Raw genomic sequence first — 19,536 nt, 5'->3', positions numbered from 1 at the left:
CCCGCTACCAAAGCAACCGAAATCCCCACCACCGACCGCCACAGCGAAATCCCGATTTCGTTTTCCTGAAAATGTTTCAATAAATCTAATGACTTTTGAAACACTTCCACCGGAGCAGGCAGCATAAACTCGCCAAATACGGCGCTGCCCCATGCCCACAACGCCACCACCACCATTGCCACGCTCAAACCGGCAAAGCCGCTCCAAAGGTAGTCGATGATGTAAAACACCGCAGGCTGCGGTTTGCGGATTTTATCGGTTTTAATCATGGTTTGGGTGTTGTTTTGTCGTTATGTTTTGGCAAGGATAGGCCATCTGAAAAAAAGTAGGTCGGATACTCGTATCCGACAGCCCCCGTTTAGCCGAAATGTCGGATTCAAGAATCCGACCTACGCTGCTGGGAATTGATTTAACCTACGCAGCGGATAATGCTCTGAGGTCGTCTGAAAATAGAAGATTGAATACTTGCAACTATTCTACACTTTCAGACGGCCTTTCTCCCATTTTAAGCCAAGAAAAACCCATTATCAGGCAGCTTGCCGCCCAAAAGTTTCGGGTTGAACTGCATCAGGATTTCGTAAAACTTCAAAATCTCGTTCTTCACTTCGCTGCCTTTGGTTACCGTCAGCCGCGCGCCGTCCAAGCCCATGACTAGGGCGGGTTCGGGGGCGGGGAGATAGTTTTTACCGATTTTCGCCGCGCTTTGGCGGTTGGCGAGTATCCAGTTGAGCGCGTTTTTCAAATCCTGATGGAAGAGGTCGAACTGCGCTTTGTGTGCGTGGAAATATTCTTCGTTGGCGATGATGCCTGCCATCGGAATCAGCGGTTTGGTGTCAAACGCCTGTCCCCATGCTTTCACCAAATCAAAGCCGCGCACGACGTTTACGCCCATGGTTTTGCCTTTCAGTAGGCTGGCGGTTGCCATCGGTTCAGGCAGGATGGCGGCGTGGTAGTCCTTGCTTAAAAACAGTCCGACTGCTTCGGGCGGCGTGGCGGTGTAAGTGATGCCGACTTTGTGTACGTCGATTTTCAGTTTTTTCAACAAGGCTTGCAGCACGATGTCGGGCATATCGTTTTTAAACGGCACAAGGATTTTTTTACCGACCAAATCCTGCGGCGAGGCAATCGCGCTGCCTTTGCACATCAGCTGCGTGATGCCGTTGGTCAAAATATTCACCATGCCGACTTTCTGCCCTTGGTTGCGCAGGTTCACGCCGACATTGCTCGGGCTCATCATTACTTTAAATTGTCCGCTTGCTACGCCTGCACGCAGTTGGTCGGGCGAACGCCAGATTTTCAGCGATACATCTGCCTGTTTCGCCAGCTTGCCCTGTAACGCCGCTACTGCAATGGTAACGCTGGGCATTGCCGGTGCGCCGTATACGGTAAATTGTTCTTTACCAGCTGCCAACAATGAAGGCGAAACGCCTGCGGCTGCCAGCGCGGCGGTCATTTTTAAGAAATCGCGTCTTTTCATATCCATTTTTTATCTCCTAATTCTTAATAAGCCAGTGTAGGCATTCTTTCAGACGGCCTGGTTTTAAAAAGCCGCATGCAAACTCAACCAATATGTCCTGCCCGGTGCATACACTACACTGGGCGACAGGGCGAGGACGTGGTCGCCGCTGATGTGTTCGGCGTATTTTTTGTTGAACACGTTGTTCACGCCCAAGCGCAAGCCGTATTTGTCTTTGATGTTTACGCCTGCATACACGTCGGCAACAGTAAAGCCTTTGGCGGCTTCGCGTTTATCTATGCCCAGACCGCTTGCCGCGTCAAAATCGCCGCGCGTTTGTTTGGCGACAAAGCGTGTTGCCGCGCCGATGTTGTAGCTGCCGTGGGCAAAGTAGTTTTTGTAGTCGGCTTGAACGGCGGCTTCAAACGGACGGATTTGATAGAGCGGCCTGCCGTCGGTTTCGTTGTGTCCGTAGTTGTAGGCGGCTTTGATGCCAGCCGCCCAATGCGGATTGAAGTTGTAACGCGCGTAGGCCTGCGCGGTGAATAGGCGCGCATCGATATTGCGTGTGATGATGCCGCCGCCTTTGGAAGCAGTGCCGCTTTGTCCGCGTGCGCGGTCGAAAATAATCAGGTCTTTGACTTTATCTGCCACAAGCGTGCCGCCCACGTTCCAGCCCGCGCCTGCCAGCGAGTTCATGTAGCCGTTGTAGTAGTCGTTGCGGCTGTCGGCGGTGAGTTTGATGCGGTTGTGTTTTTCGGTTTTCAGAAGGGGATTGCCTGCGATGGCGGCGGCTGGATTTTGATTCATCAGCGCGCCGTTCATGCGGTTTTGCACGATGGCGGCAAGCGAGTTGAAGCGTTCGGTGTTGTCGCCGATGCGTTCTAAGTGAGCAAGGGAAACGCTGTATTTTTGCGTTTCAGACGGAGTGAAATCGTATTTGAGTTCGCCTGAGAAGGCATGACGGCGCACTTTGCCGTTGAAGTCGTAGCCGTAATGGGTTTTCCAGATTTGTTGTGATGAGGCGAAGGCAAGGTTGCGGTTCATCGGATGGGCGGGTTGCGCCGTATTTTTGCGAACGTCCGCTTCGTTGAGCTCGTAGCTTAAACCCAAGCCCAGTTTGTGTCGGTCGTCAAACTTGTAAGACAGGGTATCGGCAATGCGCCAGCGGTCGATGTGCACATCGGCGAAACGGTAGCCGTTGAGGAAATCGCGCATGGCGGTGTGGGCGTTGCGTTCGCCGTTTTGGCTGTCGTTGCGGTAGCTGACGGCGGAGGTGTTGTGGAATTTGCCGAAATCCGCATCGTGTTTGAGCGAGAAGTCGTACACTTTGCGGTCAAGCTCTACGAATACTTGCTGCGGCGTGTTGTTTTGACGCAGGGAGTAATTGTCGGCGTGGCGTTTGAGTTTGATAATGCCTGCTTCTGCGCTGACCGTATTGCTCAAATCGGCATTGCCCCAACGCGCGTTGAGTTTGGCGATGTGGCGTTCGGTATCCAATGCGTCGTTGACGAACTGCGGCTGGCGGTCGTTGTTGATGTCGTCGTGTAGGTAGGTGAGGCGGTATTCCTGATTTTCAGACGGCACGAAACCGAGTACCAAAGCCTGATTGAAACGGCTGTATTTCCAATCGGTCTGATTGCCGCCGCCGTCTTTATAGCCGTTGGCCTTGGTGTGATTGAGGTTGGCCACGCCGTACACTTTTGCTCCACGCGCTTGCGCGGTAACGGAGTTGTAAAAGCTTTTGCCGTAAAAGCCGCTGTTTGCTTTCAACGGACGGAAGGCTTGGTCTATGTTTTCGGTGACAAAGTAATGATCGCTGCGGTCGGTGCGGTCGAATTGGTTTTCAGGGAAATAGCCTTGTGCAGCGGTCGGTGCAATCGGTTTGGGAGGGGAGAAGGTTTTGACAGGCTGGATTTCGTCAGGGTCTGCCAAGGTTTCGGCAAAGCCGTTTGCAGCGGCAAAACTGCTCATTAACAAGCAAATCAAATGGTTTTGTTTCATGATCTATATCCTGATAATCATTTTTATTTATTATGCTCTTAGAGAGAAACAAAGTAAAGAAACGATAAGGTATTTATTGTCGATAAATACCTAGCGCAAAATACAAATCGGCAAGGAGGAAAATTTTTAGAAGAGGGGAGCGGCGGCGCAGGTTGTATTTGCTCCGAAATCGGGTTTTATCTTCTATTAGTATTTCAGGTTAATAAAGCAAAAGGCCGTCTGAAAACCTCTCTCTTTTCAGACGGCCTTTTGCTGGGTATAATAAATTTACGAATCATTATTATTTCTGTTTAAATATAGGAGAAACGCATGAGCACCCGTACCGAACACGACACCATGGGCAATGTCGAAGTCCCGTCCGAAGCCTATTGGGGCGCGCAGACCCAGCGCAGCCGCAACAATTTCAAAATCGGCGGCGAAACCCTGCCGCAGCCGTTGATTTACGCTTTGGCGCTGGTAAAAAAAGCCGCCGCCGCCACCAATGTTTCCCTTGGCAGGATTAAGCCTGAACAGGCGGATTTGATTACGCAGGCGGCGGATGATGTGTTGAACGGCAAGCTTGACGGGCAGTTCCCATTGGTAGTGTGGCAGACCGGTTCCGGCACGCAGTCCAATATGAACATGAACGAAGTGTTGGCAAACCGCGCCAATGAAATTGCCGGTACGGGCTTGGCGGCGTATCAGCCCGTCCATCCCAACGACCATGTGAACCACGCGCAATCGACCAACGACGCGTTCCCGACCGCCATCCACGTCGCCGCTGCAATTGAAATCAACCGCCACCTTATTCCGGCGGTAAAAGCCTTGCGCGATACATTGGACAAAAAAGCCAAAGAATTCGCCCCTATCGTCAAAATCGGCCGCACCCACTTGCAAGACGCGACGCCGTTGACTTTGGGTCAAGAGTTTTCAGGCTACGTTTCCCAACTTGACCACGGCTTAGGTCGTCTGAACGACGCGCTCAAAGGTTTATACGAGCTCGCTTTGGGCGGCACGGCGGTCGGCACGGGTTTGAACAGCCATCCCGAATACGCCGAAAAAGCCGCCGCCAAACTCGCCGAATTGTCCGGCCTGCCGTTTGTCAGCGCGCCGAACAAATTTGAAGCCTTGGGCGGACGCGATGCCGCCGTTGCCGCTTCGGGCGCACTAAAAACGCTGGCGGCAAGCCTGAACAAAATCGCCAACGATATCCGCTGGTTGGCAAGCGGTCCGCGCTGCGGTCTGGGCGAAATCAAAATCCCCGAAAACGAGCCGGGTTCGTCCATCATGCCGGGCAAAGTCAACCCGACCCAATGCGAAGCGATGACCATGGTGTGCTGCCAAGTGTTCGGCAACGACGTCACCATCGGCATGGCGGGCGCGTCAGGCAATTTCGAGCTGAACGTCTATATGCCCGTTATCGCTTACAACCTCTTGCAATCTATCCGCCTCTTGGGCGATGCGTGCAACAGCTTCAACGAACACTGCGCCGTCGGCATCGAACCCGTGCCGGAAAAAATCGACTATTTCCTGCACCATTCCCTGATGTTGGTTACTGCGTTAAACCGTAAAATCGGCTATGAAAATGCCGCCAAAGTCGCCAAAACCGCCTATAAAAACGACAAATCGTTGCGCGAAACCGCCATCGAATTGGGCTTGCTGACAGGCGAAGAGTTTGACGAATTGGTCGTTCCTGCCGATATGGTTCATCCGCGTTAAGCTTTAATAATGAAACATGCCGTCTGAAAATGTTTTCAGACGGCATGTTTTTATGCTGCGGTTGTCTTTTTTTCGAATAGGGCAAAAATCATTGGCGTCAGATTGACGACCATTAGAAATATTATTGAGCTCAGAAATGTACGCCAGGCGTAATACCATGCCTCCGTTCTGTCTGCTTGGGGTAGGAGCGATGCAGTATAGCGGTTGTGTAGGGTTTTTGCGGTGTCATTGTTTTCCAAATAGTCCAACGAAAGTACCAATAATTTGCCCGTGTCTTTGTGTTGTAAGAATTTGGCATGTTCAACCCAGATGCCTGGCTTGGCGTGTTCGCATAAAGATTCAATGCCGACGCAAGAGGCCAAGCTGTTTTGGTTGTTTTGCAAAATCGACAGCTCGTTTTTTTCAGCCTGCATGGCTGCGGAGGAGATTTGATGAAGGTATACGCTCATGCCGTTGCTCTCTATTGCTTGAAAATCATGGAGCTGGCTGAATCCGCCATTTTCCCAGGCGACGAATACGGCATAGCATCCGCAGCACAGGCAGATCATGACCAATTTTAAGACAATGTTTTTCATCCTTGCTCCTTTTGTTTGAAGACGGCGGCAAAGTCAGGAGGCGTGTTTTCTCGTTTGAAGGTAAGTTTTAGGTTTTAGCTATTTTTATTGTGAGGTTGAGTGTAACACGGGTAATCAAAAGGCCGTCTGAAAATTTTCAGACGACCTTTTATTATGTGTTTAGATGGGTTTAAGCCAACAATTCACGCCAGCGTTTGACTTGGAAACGGACTTGTTCAGGCGCAGTACCGCCCAAGTGGTTGCGCGCGTTTAAGCTGCCTTCGGGTGTCAGCACGCTGTAAACATCGTCGGCAATCAAACCGCTGAAACCTTGTAGGACTTCAAGCGGCAATTCGCTCAAATCAACGCCTGTTTCATCGGCATGGCGCACGGCTTGGGCAACAACTTCGTGGCTGTCGCGGAAAGGCATGCCTTTTTTCACCAAGTAATCCGCCAAGTCGGTAGCCGTTGCAAAACCCTGCATTACGGCGGCACGCATATTGTTGGGTTTGACGGTCACGCCGCGCATCATGTCGGCGTAAATGCGCAGGGTGTCGATAAGCGTGTCGGCAGTATCAAACAGAGGCTCTTTGTCTTCCTGATTGTCTTTGTTGTATGCCAAAGGCTGCGATTTCATCAGGGTAACCAGGCCGATCAGGTGGCCAATCACGCGACCGGATTTGCCGCGCACGAGTTCGGGTACGTCGGGGTTTTTCTTTTGCGGCATGATGGACGAGCCGGTGCAGAAACGGTCGGCAATATCGATGAAGCCGAAACGCGGGCTCATCCACAAAATCAATTCTTCGGAAAGGCGGCTCAGGTGAACCATAATCAGAGAAGCGGCAGCCGTGAACTCAATGGCAAAATCGCGGTCAGATACGGCATCGAGCGAGTTTTGGCAGATTTGTTCAAAGCCCAACAGCTCGGCGGTAATTTCGCGTTGAATCGGGTAGGTGGTACCGGCAAGGGCTGCGGCGCCGAGCGGCATACGGTTGACGCGTTTGCGGCAGTCGGCCATGCGCTCGAAATCGCGGCCGAGCATTTCAACGTAGGCGAGCATGTGATGCCCGAAGCTGACCGGCTGGGCAACTTGCAGATGGGTAAAACCGGGCATAACGGTTTCTGCGTTTTGTTCCGCCAAATCAACCAAGGCCGTCTGAAGATTTTGAATCAGGCTTTGAATAACGGTAATTTGATCGCGCAGCCACAGGCGGATGTCGGTAGCGACTTGGTCGTTGCGGCTGCGGCCGGTGTGCAGGCGTTTGCCGGCGTCGCCGATTTTGTCGGTAAGGCGGCGTTCGATGTTCATGTGGACATCTTCCAAATCCAGCGACCAGGAAATCGTTCCTTCTTTGATTTCTGCTATAATCTCGGCCATGCCCTGACGGATGGCGGAGAGGTCGTCTTCGCTCAAAACGCCCGACTGTGTCAGCATTTGCGCGTGTGCTAGCGAGCCTTGGATGTCCCATTCTGCCAGTCGTTTGTCAAAATCAATCGAGCCGGTATATTTTTTGACCAGCTCGGAAACAGGTTCGTTAAAACGGCCTGACCAGGTTTTGTCCTTGCTCATATCAGCATCCTTAAAATATAAATAAAAAAACAGGGTCTACGTCTTCAATATAGCAGACCCGTCTATACATTATGAAAGAAAACGGTTGAAATCATGTCTATTATACGTCAAATAAACCAGAATTTCGCAGTGCCGGATTTGCGCAATTCCGCAACTCTGGTGCGCCTGCTCATTGTTTTGTTAATCAGTTTGTTTATCTTTCCGTTGATGACGGTATCGGGCGTGCCTTATCCGGAACAGATTTTCCAACATTTTTCATGGGCTTGCCCCGTCATCCTTTTAATTTTACTTAAAGTCTATTTCTTACAGGCATTTGCGCCGTCCCTGCTTCGCTCGCAGTACAGCGTTGTGGTTTCCTACGTCTCCAACCTGCTGATTTTCTTGTTTGTCGATTTAGTGATTTTGAAGACAGAGATTTGGCCGCTGATTCAACACTTCTTCTTGCTGACCTTTTTTTGTTTCAGTTTCATGTACATCGAAGCATCCCGTCGCAACAGCCTTGCGCCTTCCATTTCCGAAGCCAGATTGAGCGCGTTGACGGCGCGTATCCGTCCGCATTTCTTGTTTAACAGCCTGAATGCCGCCATCAGCTTAATCCGTCTGCGTCCGTATGATGCGGAAACTTTGCTGGAAAACCTGGCCAACCTGTTCCGCGCACAACTGCGCGACGGTAGTCAAAACAGCACCTTGGGGCAGGAAATCGAGTGGGCGCAGGAATATATTGCCATCGAGCAAATCCGCATGGGACATATGCGCGTACAGGTTATGTGGCAGCACCATGCGCCTGATGATGCGGAAACACCGCATCTGCTATTGCAACCGCTTTTGGAAAATGCCGTATTTCATGGTGTCGAATCCACCCACCGTCCAGGGATAATTACGGTATTAACAAAATTGGAAAAATCATCTATTTTCATCAGTATCGAAAATCCGTGCGGAACGGAGCCTAACGAAAATACCAAGCCGCATAAAGGCAATTCTATGGCTCTGCGCAATCTGAAAGAGCGCCTGACTCTGATGTATGACACCGACGCGAAAATCAGAAACATCCAATCAGACGGCCTGTTCCGCGTTGAAATCATATTGCCGTATCGTAAAAAATCAGCCGAAGTTTCCCGTCTGTTTGGCTAAAACGTATAGAAGAGGGCGGCTTTAGATAGGTTAGACTATTAACACATTAAATAAAATAGTTTAAATTTATTACATTCAGTAACATAACTGTTCCCATTTTTTGAAAACTGGTCTATGATGCTTAAAAGGATTGTTTACAATCTTTAATTGCAAATCATTTGCAACTGCCCAGAAGAAAAAACAGAAAAAGGAACAAAGAGATGTTAGAAGCCTATCGTAAAGCCGCCGCCGAGCGCGCCGCCCTTGGTATCCCCCCCCTTCCTCTGACTGCTCAGCAGACTGCTGATTTGGTTGAGCTGCTGAAAAATCCACCTGCCGGTGAAGGTGAGTTCTTGGTTGAGCTGTTGGCTCACCGCGTACCGCCCGGTGTGGACGATGCCGCCAAAGTTAAAGCCTCATTTTTGGCAGCCGTTGCCGAAGGCAGCGCATCCAGTCCGCTGATTTCCCCTGAGTATGCTACCGAGCTGTTGGGTACCATGCTTGGCGGTTACAACATTCATGCACTTATCGAACTCTTGGATAACGACAAACTTGCGCCTATCGCTGCAAATGGTCTGAAACACACTCTGCTGATGTTTGACTCTTTCCACGATGTTCAAGAAAAAGCCGAAAAAGGCAATAAATACGCGCAAGAAGTATTGCAATCTTGGGCAGATGCCGAATGGTTCACTTCTCGCGCCAAAGTTCCAGAAAAAATCACTGTTACCGTCTTCAAAGTCGATGGTGAAACCAATACAGACGACCTCTCTCCAGCGCCCGACGCATGGAGCCGTCCTGATATCCCTCTGCACGCGTTGGCGATGTTAAAAAACCCGCGCGATGGCATCACGCCTGACAAACCGGGCGAAGTCGGTCCAATTAAATTGTTGGAAGAACTCAAAGCTAAAGGCCATCCGGTTGCTTACGTTGGCGACGTGGTCGGTACCGGTTCTTCACGTAAATCTGCTACCAACTCTGTGATTTGGCATACAGGCGAAGATATTCCGTTCGTACCGAATAAGCGTTTCGGCGGTGTGTGCTTGGGTGGCAAAATTGCTCCTATTTTCTTCAATACTCAAGAAGACTCCGGCGCATTGCCGATTGAAGTCGATGTTTCCGCGCTGAAAATGGGCGATGTCGTCGATATCCTGCCTTATGAAGGCAAGATCGTGAAAAACGGCGAAACTGTTGCCGATTTTGAATTGAAATCACAAGTATTGCTGGATGAAGTACAAGCTGGTGGCCGTATTAACCTGATTATCGGTCGCGGCCTGACTGCCAAAGCGCGCGAAGCACTGAAATTGCCTGCTTCTACCGAGTTCCGTCTGCCTCAAGCGCCTGCCGAAAGCAAAGCCGGTTTCACATTGGCTCAAAAAATGGTTGGTCGTGCCTGCGGTTTGCCGGAAGGCAAAGGCGTGCGTCCGGGTACTTACTGCGAACCACGCATGACTACTGTCGGCTCGCAAGATACTACCGGTCCGATGACTCGCGACGAATTGAAAGACCTGGCTTGCTTGGGCTTCTCAGCAGATATGGTGATGCAGTCTTTCTGTCACACCGCTGCTTATCCAAAACCTGTCGATGTGAGAACCCATAAAGAATTGCCTGCCTTCATCTCTACCCGTGGTGGTGTATCCCTGCGTCCGGGCGATGGCGTGATTCACTCATGGCTCAACCGTCTGCTGTTGCCTGATACAGTCGGTACCGGCGGCGACAGCCACACCCGTTTCCCTATCGGTATTTCTTTCCCTGCCGGCTCCGGCTTGGTTGCTTTCGCAGCAGCTACTGGTGTAATGCCGCTCGATATGCCTGAGTCCGTATTGGTACGCTTCAGCGGCAAGCTGCAACCGGGCGTAACCCTGCGCGATTTGGTAAACGCCATTCCGCTTTACGCGATTAAACAAGGTCTGCTTACTGTTGCCAAAGCCGGTAAGAAAAACATCTTCTCCGGCCGCATCCTCGAAATCGAAGGCCTGCCTGATTTGAAAGTGGAACAAGCCTTTGAATTGACTGACGCGTCTGCCGAACGCTCCGCTGCTGGCTGTACTGTGAAGCTCAATAAAGAGCCGATTATCGAGTACATGAAATCCAACATTGTGTTGATGAAAAACATGATTGCCAACGGCTATCAAGATTCGCGCACTTTGGAACGCCGTATCAAAGCCATGGAAGCATGGTTGGCAAATCCTGAATTGCTCGAAGCGGATAAAGATGCCGAATACGCCGCCGTGATTGAAATCAACATGGACGACATTAAAGAGCCGATTATTGCTTGTCCGAACGACCCTGACGATGTGTGCTTCATGTCTGAACGCTCCGGCACCAAAATTGACGAAGTGTTCATCGGTTCTTGTATGACCAACATCGGTCACTTCCGCGCTGCTTCCAAACTCTTGGAAGGTAAGAGCGATATCCCCGTACGCCTGTGGGTAGCGCCTCCAACCAAAATGGATGCGAAAGAGTTGTCTGACGAAGGCCACTACGGCGTACTCGGCCGTGCAGGCGCGCGTATGGAAATGCCGGGTTGCTCATTGTGTATGGGTAACCAAGCACAAGTACACGAAGGCGCGACTGTAATGTCCACTTCTACCCGTAACTTCCCGAACCGCTTGGGTAAAAACACCTTCGTTTACCTCGGCTCGGCTGAGTTGGCGGCGATCTGCTCCAAACTGGGTAAAATCCCGACTGTTGAAGAATACCAAGCCAATATCGGTATCATCAACGAGCAGGGTGACCAAATCTACCGTTACATGAACTTCAACGAAATCGACAGCTACAACGAAGTAGCCGAGAAAGTGAATGTTTAATATAGCAAGGTAAACCGATTTTCAGACGGCCTTAAATAATAAAGGCCGTCTGAAACGGAAAAAAAGGACGTGTTCATCACGTCCTTTTTATTTTTAGTTTAATAAAAGGCCGTCTGAAAGATAAGTTTCAGACGGCCTTTGTTAGGATAAATAATCAGAAAACCGATTAATCAGCGTTGTTTACTTTACGCCAAAACCAGGTTGGAGCAGGGCGCAAGGCTGACGCTCGTGACGGCTGCGGCGTGTTCTGCCGGCAATTTTGCCGCAGACAATACCCGGATCGTTTTTCTCTTCTACTTTTTTCGAGTTTTTGTCTGACTTGCTCGCGTATTCGTTGCGTTTGTTTCTATCATCGCGCCGAGAGCGACTGTCGTTGTGCTGAACCGGTTGTGCTTCGGCTTCATCTTGATTGTCGTTGCCCCACCAATGCGGCTCAAAGCCTTCGATGCGTTCCACATTCAAATCGCTGCCGGTCAGCTCTTTAATGGATTCAAACATTTTCTGTTCGGTTTTATCCATCAAGGAAATGGCAACGCCGTCAGCACCGGCCCGGCCGGTGCGTCCGATGCGGTGGACGTAGTCTTCAGGTTGGGTTGGCAGCTCGTAGTTGATGACGAAAGGCAACTCGGTAATATCCAGACCGCGTGCGGCAACGTCGGTGGCCACCAAAACGCGTAATGTACCTTCTTTAAAGGCATTAAGGGTTTCCAGTCGGCTTTGTTGGGATTTGTCGCCGTGGATGGATTGGGCGGCAATGTTGCGGCGGACGAGGTCGCGGGTAACTTGATCGACGCTTTGTTTGGTTTTGCAGAATACAATGACTTGATTCATATGCAAATCAACAATCAGACGTTCGAGCAGGTTGCGTTTTTTGAGCGCATCAACGGCAATGATGTGTTGCTCGACATTGGCGTTGGTGGCGTTTTGCGCGGCCACCTCGACCATTTCAGGCGTGTGCATAAAATCTTGCGCAAGCTTGCGGATAGGCGGTGAGAAAGTGGCGGAAAAAAGCAGGGTTTGTCGCTGTTTGGGCAACATCTGCATGATTTTACGGATATCGTCGATGAAACCCATATCAAGCATACGGTCGGCTTCATCGAGTACAACGATTTCAACTTTGTTTAAATTGATGTTTTTTTGTTTGACGTGGTCGAGCAGTCGGCCAACCGTGGCAACAACGATTTCACAACCGGCGCGCAAGTCGGCAGTTTGTTTGTCCATATTGATGCCGCCGAAGAGGACGGTATGGCGCAAAGGAAGATTTTTAATGTATGCCTGTACGTTTTGATCGATTTGATCGGCCAGTTCGCGGGTCGGGGTCAATACCAACATGCGGACAGGGTGCATGGCAGGGGAGGTGCTGGATGTGGCGTAGCGTTTCAGGCGTTCGAGGCTGGGTAGCATAAAGGCGGCGGTTTTACCTGTGCCGGTTTGTGCTGCGGCCAAAAGGTCGTGTCCTGCCAAGGCTTTAGGAATCGCTGCGGCTTGGATAGGCGTCGGGTTTTCATACCCTTGATCGGTCAGGGCAGAGACTAATTCGCTGCCTAAACCGAGTGAAGAGAAAGGATTCATGATGGTGGCTTTCTGTTCAGACGGCCTTTTGAATGGTGAGGCCGTCTGAAAAATCTGATTCTGAAATGGATAAACCGCAGTATGATTTTGATTCTGCGGTTTGAAAAAAATGGGGAGCGGAATAATCCGTCAAGTAGCCCATTATGCCATAAAAAGAGGGACTCCCCAAATGATGGTTGCGGCTAGGATTGACCAAGTTTTGATATTTTTACAGTTCAAAAACAGAAAAATTTACTGGCTTGCAAGGTTTTGAGTTTATTGAAGATTAAGCATTTGTCTTAACTTTAATAGAATTAATTTATCAAAAACTTACCGGCTAAAATGAAACTAAATTGTACTCACGTACTCAATATTGAGGTGCAGAGCTTGTTTTGTAGCCTGTATCTCCCGTTTAACGGTAAACCATAAAATCAAAATTTAGGAATATACAATTATGAAAACTTTATTGATTGCTCTTGCAACCGGTAGCCTGATGTTGGCAGCTTGTTCTTCTTCCAAACCTGCTGAAGAAGCGGCAGCGCCACGCGTCACTGTTGAAGAAGCAATGACCCAATGCCAACAGGCATCTGGTGAAAATGCTGACCGCGCTGTGTTTGATGCCTGCATGAAAGACAAAGGCTATCAACGTACCGCTGAATCAGCTGCTTCCGAGCCTGCTGCCTCTGAACCGGTAGCAGCGCCTGAGGCTGTTGCTCCTGAAGCTGCCGCATCCGAGCCTGCTGCTAAAGCTGCTCCTGCAAAAAAAGCTGCTAAAAAAGCAAAAAAATAAGCTTCATAAAATTCAAGGAAGTCACTCTCATCAATACTCCGGATGAAGACAGACTTAGAGCAACTTGAAAACAAAGGCCGTCTGAATATGTTTCAGACGGCCTTTGTTTTTTCATGTATAAGACCATTAATCAAAGATATGCTTTTGGTTTTATTAAAAAATAAAAAAAAGACGTGTAACGGGTACACGTCTTTTTTAGAGAATGTCCTTATTACTTATATTCGCTGCCGTCTTCACGGAAAAGTTTTGGCTGTTCGCCTTTTTCCACGACCTCTTTATTGATGACGACTTTGGCTACGTCTTTCAAATCAGGCAGGGCATACATGGTGTCCAAGAGGCAGCGTTCAACGATAGAGCGCAGGCCGCGCGCACCGGTTTTGCGTTCCATAGCCAGTTTGGCGATGCTGCGCAAGGCATCTTCTTCAAACTCAAGGCCGACATCTTCCATTTCAAACAAGGTTTGGTATTGTTTGACCAAGGCATTTTTCGGTTCGGTCAAAATGTTGACCAAAGCATCTTCGTCCAATTCTGCCAATGTGGCAATCACGGGCAGACGGCCGATAAGCTCAGGGATCAAACCAAATTTAATCAAATCTTCAGGCTCGACTGTTTCAAACAGGGCTGAAATATCGGCGTTTTCATCTTTGCTGTGTACCGCGGCACCAAAGCCGATACCGCCTTTTTCAGTACGTTGGCGGATGACTTTTTCCAAGCCGGCAAATGCACCGCCGCAGATAAAGAGGATGTTGGTGGTATCAACGTTGATGAATTCTTGGTTCGGATGTTTGCGGCCGCCTTGAGGGGGAACGCTGGCTACCGTGCCTTCAATCAGTTTCAGCAGGGCTTGTTGCACACCTTCGCCGGATACGTCGCGCGTGATGGACGGATTGTCGCTTTTGCGTGAAATTTTATCGATTTCATCGATATAAACGATGCCGCGCTGGGCTTTTTCAACATCAAAATCACATTTGCCCAAAAGTTTGGTAATGATTTGTTCGACGTCTTCACCGACATAACCGGCTTCGGTCAAAGTTGTGGCATCCGCCATGACAAAAGGTACATCCAGTTTGCGCGCCAAAGATTGCGCCAACAGGGTTTTACCTGAGCCGGTAGGGCCGATGAGCAGGATGTTGGATTTGGACAATTCAACCTTGCCCTCTGCTTTTGGATGGCGCAGGCGTTTGTAGTGGTTGTAAACCGATACTGCCAATGCTTTTTTTGCGTGTTCCTGACCGATAACGTGGTCGTTGAGGTTGGCAACGATTTCGGCCGGGGTAGGCAGTTTTTTCTCGGTGTTTTCTTCTTTTGCTTTGGCAAGCTCGTTTTCAATTTCGCCGGATTCGTTGTCTTGCAGCATCATGCCGCAAGTTTCTACACATTCGTTGCAGATGAAGGCGTGTTCGCCTTCGATCAGATTTTTAACGTCGTTTTCGGACTTCCCGCAGAATGAACAGGTGCGTTTTTCTTCAGACATAATAATTTCTTCGTATGGTTGTATAGAGGCTGTGTTGTAAAGGGGGAACAGATATTTCGGGCGTATTGCCGAATTGAGGGAATGCCTCTGACAAAGGAGCCTAAGTATAATGACTATCTTGTGTTTTTTCAAATCAGAGCAGGCATTGTGCTGTATCGTCTAAGAAACAGATGCGGGCGCTGGATTTGAATATCTCGCAAACAAACGCAAAGTTTTCTCAACTCGCTTTACAATTAGCGAAAAATTTAACAGAATGTTGAATTAAATGTATTTTTTTTGAATTGGCAGATATGAAATTCTATAAAACTTTAGGAATGGTATGGACAGGTGTGGCATTGGCCTTTGCTTCTGCGCCTGCCGTTGCCGATGATATGGATGTATTGGGACAATTTTTGGAGCAAAATTTCCCAGTGCAAAATGACCCGATGGAAGCTTTTGCGTTGAGTCATGCCGACCAAGTCGAAGCTCAAGCCGCTTTGGCAGGTCCTCTGCTTTCTTCGCAATCTGCTTTGATTTTCAATAATAAAACCGGTGAAGTGCTGTATCAGAAAAACCCTGATCGTGTCATGCCGATTGCTTCTATTTCCAAATTGATGAGCGCGATGGTGGTGTTGGATGCGCATCTGGATATGAACGAGCCGATTACGATTACCGAGGCTGAAATCGACCGTCTGAAAGGTACGGGCAGCCGTTTGAGCATCGGCACGACGCTGACACGCGGCGAACTGTTGCACCTGAGCCTGATGAGCAGTGAAAACCGTGCTACTCATGCGTTGGGCCGTACTTATCCGGGCGGTATGAGTGCGTTTGTTGCGGCAATGAATGCCAAAGCGCAAAGCCTGGGTATGACCAGCAGCCGTTTCTATGAGCCTACCGGTTTGAATTTCCAAAACGTTTCCACTGCACGCGATTTGAACCGCATGGTTGCGGCAGCCAGCAAATATCCGCTGATCCGTAAAAATTCTACTTCAAATTACGGCTCGGTTTGGACGGCAAACGGTCGTCAAAACTACAAAAATTCCAATGCCTTGGTGCGTGAGGGTAGCTGGAATATTGAATTGCAGAAAACCGGCTATATCCGCGAGGCAGGACGTTCTATGGTGGTTAAGGCCAATGTACAGAATCAGCCGATTACCATTGTATTGCTCAACTCTCCATCTTCTACAACCCGCGTAAATGATGCGCGTAAGATTGAGTCTTGGATGTTGCAGCGCCGTTCTTAAATGTTACGCTTAAAGGCCGTCTGAAACCGTTCAGACGGCCTTTTGTGTAAAGTGTATTAAATTTGGGTACAATGTCGTTACATTAACTTAAAAACACAGAGAGAAAACATGTTGAAAAAATGGAATAAAAAATATTGGGCCGGCATGGGCGTGATTTTGGCGTTGACCGGCTGTACTTCTGTAGCGGATATGGTTGGCTATGATACTGCGACTTTGAATGAAGATGCGGCTAAAAGTTATTCACAAGTCATTCAAAACGCGCGTGGTCAAAAAGCTTTGGATGTTTCATCTCCAACTGCTCAACGCGTTCAACGCGTGTTTGCACGTCTGCGTCCTCATGCTGAGCGCGCCAACAAAACCGGCGTGCCTTTCAACTGGCAGATGAACGTTATTCGCAGTGATGAAATGAACGCATGGGCAATGCCGGGCGGTAAAATGGCTGTATATACCGGTATAGTAGAGAAATTGAAGCTGACGGATGCTGAAATTGCCGCTGTTGTCGGCCATGAAATGACCCATGCTTTGTTGGAACACAGCAAAAAAGCTTTGGGCGGACAAGTATTGACTGGCTTGGGCGGTTCCATTTTGGCCAGCTCAACCGGTGTGGATGGCGATTTGGTTGGCTTGGGTGCAGATTTGTTGGCGACCAAACCGTTCTCACGCCATCAGGAAAGCGAAGCGGATGCCGGCGGTGTGCGTTTGATGGCTGAAGCAGGCTACAACCCTGAGGCTGCGGTAAGCGTGTGGGAAAAAATGAATAAAGTACAGGGTGGCAGCTCATTGTCTATTTTGTCGACCCACCCAACCAATCAGGCGCGTATCAATGCAATCCGCAAAATGTTGCCTGAAGTGATGCCGATTTATCAGAAAAACAAACGTTAATTCGACGTATTGATGATTTTGCCGGTTTGAACAGATGATTCAAACCGGCAAAGTTTTATGGTTTCAGTCTGACAGTTTGGCAAATTTATCCCAATTTGCCTGAACATACGCTGCCGCAGTTTCCAAGTCTTCGTCGGCAACGTCATAATAATCGCCGTCAAGCTCTTCAAAATCGGAAAAAGCTTTGCGGATTTCATCGAAATCCCTTTGTTCGTCTGCCATTTTTTCAATGGCTTCGCCGTGTTTTTCATACAGGGCTTTGGCTTTGTCTAAGATTTTCGGTATCGGCTTGATGCGCCAGCGGCGCAGGCTGTCGGCAACCGGATTGCCAAAGATGTATTCTCCGTATCCTGAAGCGATAAGCTGTACGAAGCCGCCTTCTTGAACTTGGCTGTCGAGATAGCAAAGGGCGGTCAATGTATGCTGCTCGTCGTTGAGGCCGGACATGTCTTCATCGCCTGTCTGTTCGGTGTGATCCAAATAGGCTGCACTGAGTGTATAAAGAAATGAAGCGGAATCGGAAGTATCGAAATCTTGAAGGCGGAGCAGGGTAGTCATAATCATCAAAGGCCGTCTGAAAAAAGTGATTATATAATGTTTTCAGTCGAACCTAGCGGCCGTTTTGCTTTACAATATCGGGAGATAAGAAAACATAGTGAGGAACCAAACCATGAGTACACAGTCTGAAAAAAACGTTGTAGTCATCAAGCCGCAGGATTTGCCGCTGCATTGCTCCGGCCCTAATCATGAAACATGGAACGGCCATCCGCGCGTGTTCCTGCCGATTCAGTCCAACAGTGAGATTGAATGCCCGTATTGCGGCACTTATTACCGTCTTGATGGCGAGATTCCGCATCACCATTACTGATCTATGCCTATGTTGAACAAAATCATCTGCGCTTTGTGCGTGAGTTTGTGCGCTGCGTGCGGCTCGTATAAGGCCGTGCGCCCTGATGCGCCGTTACCAGTCATTGCGCAGGCGCAGACGTATTCTGTCCGTTATCAATCCGCACAGGGTAGGACGATTACTGCAATTTATATCAACAGCCACAGCCCGATGATGGTTGAGCTGCGTGAAGGCAATACGGTTGAGAAACTGGTGCAAGTCCGCTTGCGCAGTCAGGGTGTCGAGTACGCCAATCTAAGCTCGCGTTGGCAAATTGGCGACGGGTTTGCCGTACTGATTCGCGGTGGGAAAGAAGTTGTATTTAAAGAGATTGTGGAATAGGGCGGTTTAGCCTTTAGCCAAATATTTGATTAAAGGTTTGGGCAAACCATAATCTGCCAAATGTTCCGCTGATACCCAAAGGCCGTCTGAAAGATGTTCAGACGGCCTTTGTTGCGTCTGAAAAGGAGTAATCATCAATAAGCGGTGGGTCAGGCGGTGGGTAAACGTGGTTTGTTCTTCGAGGCCGTCTGAAATAATGCCGAAGCGTTCGGCGTAAGCATACAAATCGTCTAATTTTTCAAAACAGGGTACGCAATACAGACCGCCCCAAATGCCTTTGGCAGGGCGTTTTTCAAGCAATAATGCGCCGTCAGTGTTATGGATAATCAGCCAATAAAGCGGGAGGGTTTGCACTTCGGGAGCAGTTTTTTTACGGGGCAGTTCGTCAATGCGTTTTTGTTTTTTTGCTTCGCAGATGTCTGCCATAGGGCATTGATGGCACAAAGGTTTTGTCCGTTTGCAGACGGTTGCGCCCAAATCCATCAAGCCTTGCGTGTAGGCAGGCATATCAGTGTTTTCAGACGGCAGCAGGCTTTCGGCAAGTGTCCAGAGCGAGTTTTCAAATTTTTTGTCTTGCGGATTGCCGTCTTGGGCAAAGACACGGCAGAGAACGCGTTTGACGTTGCCGTCCAAGATGGTTTCTCGTCGGTTGAAAGCAAAGGCAGAAATGGCGGCGGCTGTACTTCTGCCTACGCCGCAGAGTGTTTCTAAGTCTTTGCGCTCGGATGGAAAGATACCGCCGAATTGTCCGACGACTTGTTGCGATGCTTTGTGCAGATTGCGTGCGCGGCTGTAATAGCCCAAGCCTGCCCACAAGGATAAAACCTCGTCTTGCGGCGCGGCGGCAAGCGATTGTACGGTTGGGAATTTGGCTAAGAAACGCGGATAGTAGTCCAATACGGTAGCAACCTGCGTTTGTTGGAGCATGATTTCTGAAAGCCAGACGGAATAGGGGTCTTTGACCTGCCAAGGCAAGTCGTGACGGCCATGCTGCCGTTGCCAATCGATGAGTCGTTGTGCAAAGGATGTGTGTGTGTTCATTAATATTTACTTTTTAATTATTTATTTTTAAAACAGCATGTTACACTATAATATACGAAATAATAATCAGGATTGACTTATCTGGTAGAGGGGTATATAAATATAGTTAACGTGGATTTACGCTGTATTGTTAAAGTTTATTAACTGC

Annotated in this window: 16 protein-coding genes and 1 pseudogene; 8 read left to right on the top strand and 9 right to left on the bottom strand. The window is 49.2% G+C overall.

All coding sequences use genetic code 11. The features are described from left to right. From DBY97_RS09035 to DBY97_RS09025, 3 genes and pseudogenes are all read right to left on the bottom strand, one after another. Positions 1 to 269: pseudogene (locus tag DBY97_RS09035) on the bottom strand (ABC transporter permease); the annotation flags it as partial. Positions 270 to 505: 236 nt separating this feature from the next. Further along, positions 506 to 1,483: an ABC transporter substrate-binding protein gene (locus tag DBY97_RS09030; protein ID WP_107858135.1), complete on the bottom strand. Its 978-nt coding sequence runs from the start codon at positions 1,481 to 1,483 to the stop codon at positions 506 to 508. Between the two features lie 57 nt (positions 1,484 to 1,540). Then, a complete protein-coding gene (locus DBY97_RS09025; RefSeq protein WP_107858134.1) occupies positions 1,541 to 3,460 on the bottom strand; it encodes a TonB-dependent receptor in 1,920 nt (639 codons plus the stop codon). A gap of 309 nt (positions 3,461 to 3,769) precedes the next feature. Here DBY97_RS09025 and fumC point away from each other — a divergent pair, with 309 nt between their 5' ends. Continuing rightward, positions 3,770 to 5,158 (top strand): class II fumarate hydratase, encoded by a 1,389-nt coding sequence (gene fumC, locus DBY97_RS09020; protein ID WP_107858133.1) that lies wholly within the window; start codon positions 3,770 to 3,772, stop codon positions 5,156 to 5,158. 50 nt (positions 5,159 to 5,208) lie between these two features. Here fumC and DBY97_RS09015 read toward each other — a convergent pair whose 3' ends face one another. Both DBY97_RS09015 and argH read right to left on the bottom strand, forming a co-directional pair. After that, positions 5,209 to 5,733, bottom strand: a complete 525-nt coding sequence (locus tag DBY97_RS09015) for a hypothetical protein (protein ID WP_107858132.1) — start codon at positions 5,731 to 5,733, stop codon at positions 5,209 to 5,211. 169 nt (positions 5,734 to 5,902) lie between these two features. Beyond that, entirely contained in the window at positions 5,903 to 7,282 is a 1,380-nt protein-coding gene (gene argH / locus DBY97_RS09010) for an argininosuccinate lyase (RefSeq protein WP_107858131.1), read from the bottom strand. 93 nt (positions 7,283 to 7,375) lie between these two features. Between argH and DBY97_RS09005 the strand changes: the two genes are divergently transcribed. Both DBY97_RS09005 and acnB read left to right on the top strand, forming a co-directional pair. Then, positions 7,376 to 8,413: a sensor histidine kinase gene (locus DBY97_RS09005; protein WP_107858130.1), complete on the top strand. Its 1,038-nt coding sequence runs from the start codon at positions 7,376 to 7,378 to the stop codon at positions 8,411 to 8,413. 200 nt (positions 8,414 to 8,613) lie between these two features. Next, on the top strand, positions 8,614 to 11,199 hold the full coding sequence (gene acnB / locus DBY97_RS09000) for a bifunctional aconitate hydratase 2/2-methylisocitrate dehydratase (protein ID WP_107858129.1): 2,586 nt from the start codon (positions 8,614 to 8,616) through the stop codon (positions 11,197 to 11,199). 180 nt (positions 11,200 to 11,379) lie between these two features. On the opposite strand, the gene DBY97_RS08995 is transcribed toward acnB, so the two are convergent. Beyond that, positions 11,380 to 12,774 carry a DEAD/DEAH box helicase gene (locus DBY97_RS08995; RefSeq protein ID WP_107858128.1) on the bottom strand — a complete coding sequence of 465 codons (1,395 nt, stop codon included), beginning with the start codon at positions 12,772 to 12,774 and terminating at the stop codon, positions 11,380 to 11,382. 430 nt (positions 12,775 to 13,204) lie between these two features. On the opposite strand from DBY97_RS08995, the gene DBY97_RS08990 reads away from it, so the two are divergent. After that, on the top strand, positions 13,205 to 13,540 hold the full coding sequence (locus DBY97_RS08990; RefSeq protein WP_036491675.1) for a hypothetical protein: 336 nt from the start codon (positions 13,205 to 13,207) through the stop codon (positions 13,538 to 13,540). A 211-nt stretch (positions 13,541 to 13,751) separates the two neighbouring features. Here the strand turns inward: DBY97_RS08990 and clpX are convergent, their stop codons facing one another. Next, positions 13,752 to 15,014: an ATP-dependent Clp protease ATP-binding subunit ClpX gene (gene clpX / locus DBY97_RS08985; RefSeq protein WP_107858127.1), complete on the bottom strand. Its 1,263-nt coding sequence runs from the start codon at positions 15,012 to 15,014 to the stop codon at positions 13,752 to 13,754. 314 nt (positions 15,015 to 15,328) lie between these two features. Here clpX and DBY97_RS08980 point away from each other — a divergent pair, with 314 nt between their 5' ends. Further along, positions 15,329 to 16,237 carry a serine hydrolase gene (locus DBY97_RS08980; protein ID WP_371440889.1) on the top strand — a complete coding sequence of 303 codons (909 nt, stop codon included), beginning with the start codon at positions 15,329 to 15,331 and terminating at the stop codon, positions 16,235 to 16,237. A gap of 108 nt (positions 16,238 to 16,345) precedes the next feature. Beyond that, positions 16,346 to 17,119 carry a M48 family metallopeptidase gene (locus DBY97_RS08975; RefSeq protein ID WP_049348957.1) on the top strand — a complete coding sequence of 258 codons (774 nt, stop codon included), beginning with the start codon at positions 16,346 to 16,348 and terminating at the stop codon, positions 17,117 to 17,119. Between the two features lie 63 nt (positions 17,120 to 17,182). Here DBY97_RS08975 and DBY97_RS08970 read toward each other — a convergent pair whose 3' ends face one another. Beyond that, positions 17,183 to 17,677, bottom strand: coding sequence for a DMP19 family protein (locus DBY97_RS08970; protein ID WP_199900762.1), 495 nt, complete (start codon positions 17,675 to 17,677; stop codon positions 17,183 to 17,185). 112 nt (positions 17,678 to 17,789) lie between these two features. Between DBY97_RS08970 and DBY97_RS08965 the strand changes: the two genes are divergently transcribed. Beyond that, positions 17,790 to 17,987 (top strand): zinc-finger domain-containing protein, encoded by a 198-nt coding sequence (locus DBY97_RS08965; RefSeq protein WP_003745781.1) that lies wholly within the window; start codon positions 17,790 to 17,792, stop codon positions 17,985 to 17,987. A 3-nt stretch (positions 17,988 to 17,990) separates the two neighbouring features. Then, positions 17,991 to 18,347 (top strand): hypothetical protein, encoded by a 357-nt coding sequence (locus tag DBY97_RS08960; protein WP_107858125.1) that lies wholly within the window; start codon positions 17,991 to 17,993, stop codon positions 18,345 to 18,347. A 6-nt stretch (positions 18,348 to 18,353) separates the two neighbouring features. On the opposite strand, the gene mutY is transcribed toward DBY97_RS08960, so the two are convergent. After that, positions 18,354 to 19,388, bottom strand: a complete 1,035-nt coding sequence (gene mutY, locus DBY97_RS08955) for an A/G-specific adenine glycosylase (RefSeq protein WP_107858124.1) — start codon at positions 19,386 to 19,388, stop codon at positions 18,354 to 18,356. Between the last annotated feature and the right edge of the window lie 148 nt (positions 19,389 to 19,536).

The sequence above is a fragment of the Neisseria subflava genome, from assembly GCF_003044645.1.
GTDB lineage: Bacteria > Pseudomonadota > Gammaproteobacteria > Burkholderiales > Neisseriaceae > Neisseria > Neisseria subflava_B.
The sequence above is the reverse complement of the archived record's forward strand: the minus strand, read 5'-3'. Positions and strand labels throughout refer to the sequence as shown.

Coding starts and splice junctions, on each gene's coding strand:
- DBY97_RS09030 (WP_107858135.1), bottom strand. CDS start 1,483: ATGGATATGAAAAGACGCGATTTCTTAAAAATGACCGCCGCGCTGGCA.
- DBY97_RS09025 (WP_107858134.1), bottom strand. CDS start 3,460: ATGAAACAAAACCATTTGATTTGCTTGTTAATGAGCAGTTTTGCCGCT.
- fumC (WP_107858133.1), top strand. CDS start 3,770: ATGAGCACCCGTACCGAACACGACACCATGGGCAATGTCGAAGTCCCG.
- DBY97_RS09015 (WP_107858132.1), bottom strand. CDS start 5,733: ATGAAAAACATTGTCTTAAAATTGGTCATGATCTGCCTGTGCTGCGGA.
- argH (WP_107858131.1), bottom strand. CDS start 7,282: ATGAGCAAGGACAAAACCTGGTCAGGCCGTTTTAACGAACCTGTTTCC.
- DBY97_RS09005 (WP_107858130.1), top strand. CDS start 7,376: ATGTCTATTATACGTCAAATAAACCAGAATTTCGCAGTGCCGGATTTG.
- acnB (WP_107858129.1), top strand. CDS start 8,614: ATGTTAGAAGCCTATCGTAAAGCCGCCGCCGAGCGCGCCGCCCTTGGT.
- DBY97_RS08990 (WP_036491675.1), top strand. CDS start 13,205: ATGAAAACTTTATTGATTGCTCTTGCAACCGGTAGCCTGATGTTGGCA.
- clpX (WP_107858127.1), bottom strand. CDS start 15,014: ATGTCTGAAGAAAAACGCACCTGTTCATTCTGCGGGAAGTCCGAAAAC.
- DBY97_RS08980 (WP_371440889.1), top strand. CDS start 15,329: ATGGTATGGACAGGTGTGGCATTGGCCTTTGCTTCTGCGCCTGCCGTT.
- DBY97_RS08975 (WP_049348957.1), top strand. CDS start 16,346: ATGTTGAAAAAATGGAATAAAAAATATTGGGCCGGCATGGGCGTGATT.
- DBY97_RS08970 (WP_199900762.1), bottom strand. CDS start 17,677: ATGACTACCCTGCTCCGCCTTCAAGATTTCGATACTTCCGATTCCGCT.
- DBY97_RS08965 (WP_003745781.1), top strand. CDS start 17,790: ATGAGTACACAGTCTGAAAAAAACGTTGTAGTCATCAAGCCGCAGGAT.
- DBY97_RS08960 (WP_107858125.1), top strand. CDS start 17,991: ATGCCTATGTTGAACAAAATCATCTGCGCTTTGTGCGTGAGTTTGTGC.
- mutY (WP_107858124.1), bottom strand. CDS start 19,388: ATGAACACACACACATCCTTTGCACAACGACTCATCGATTGGCAACGG.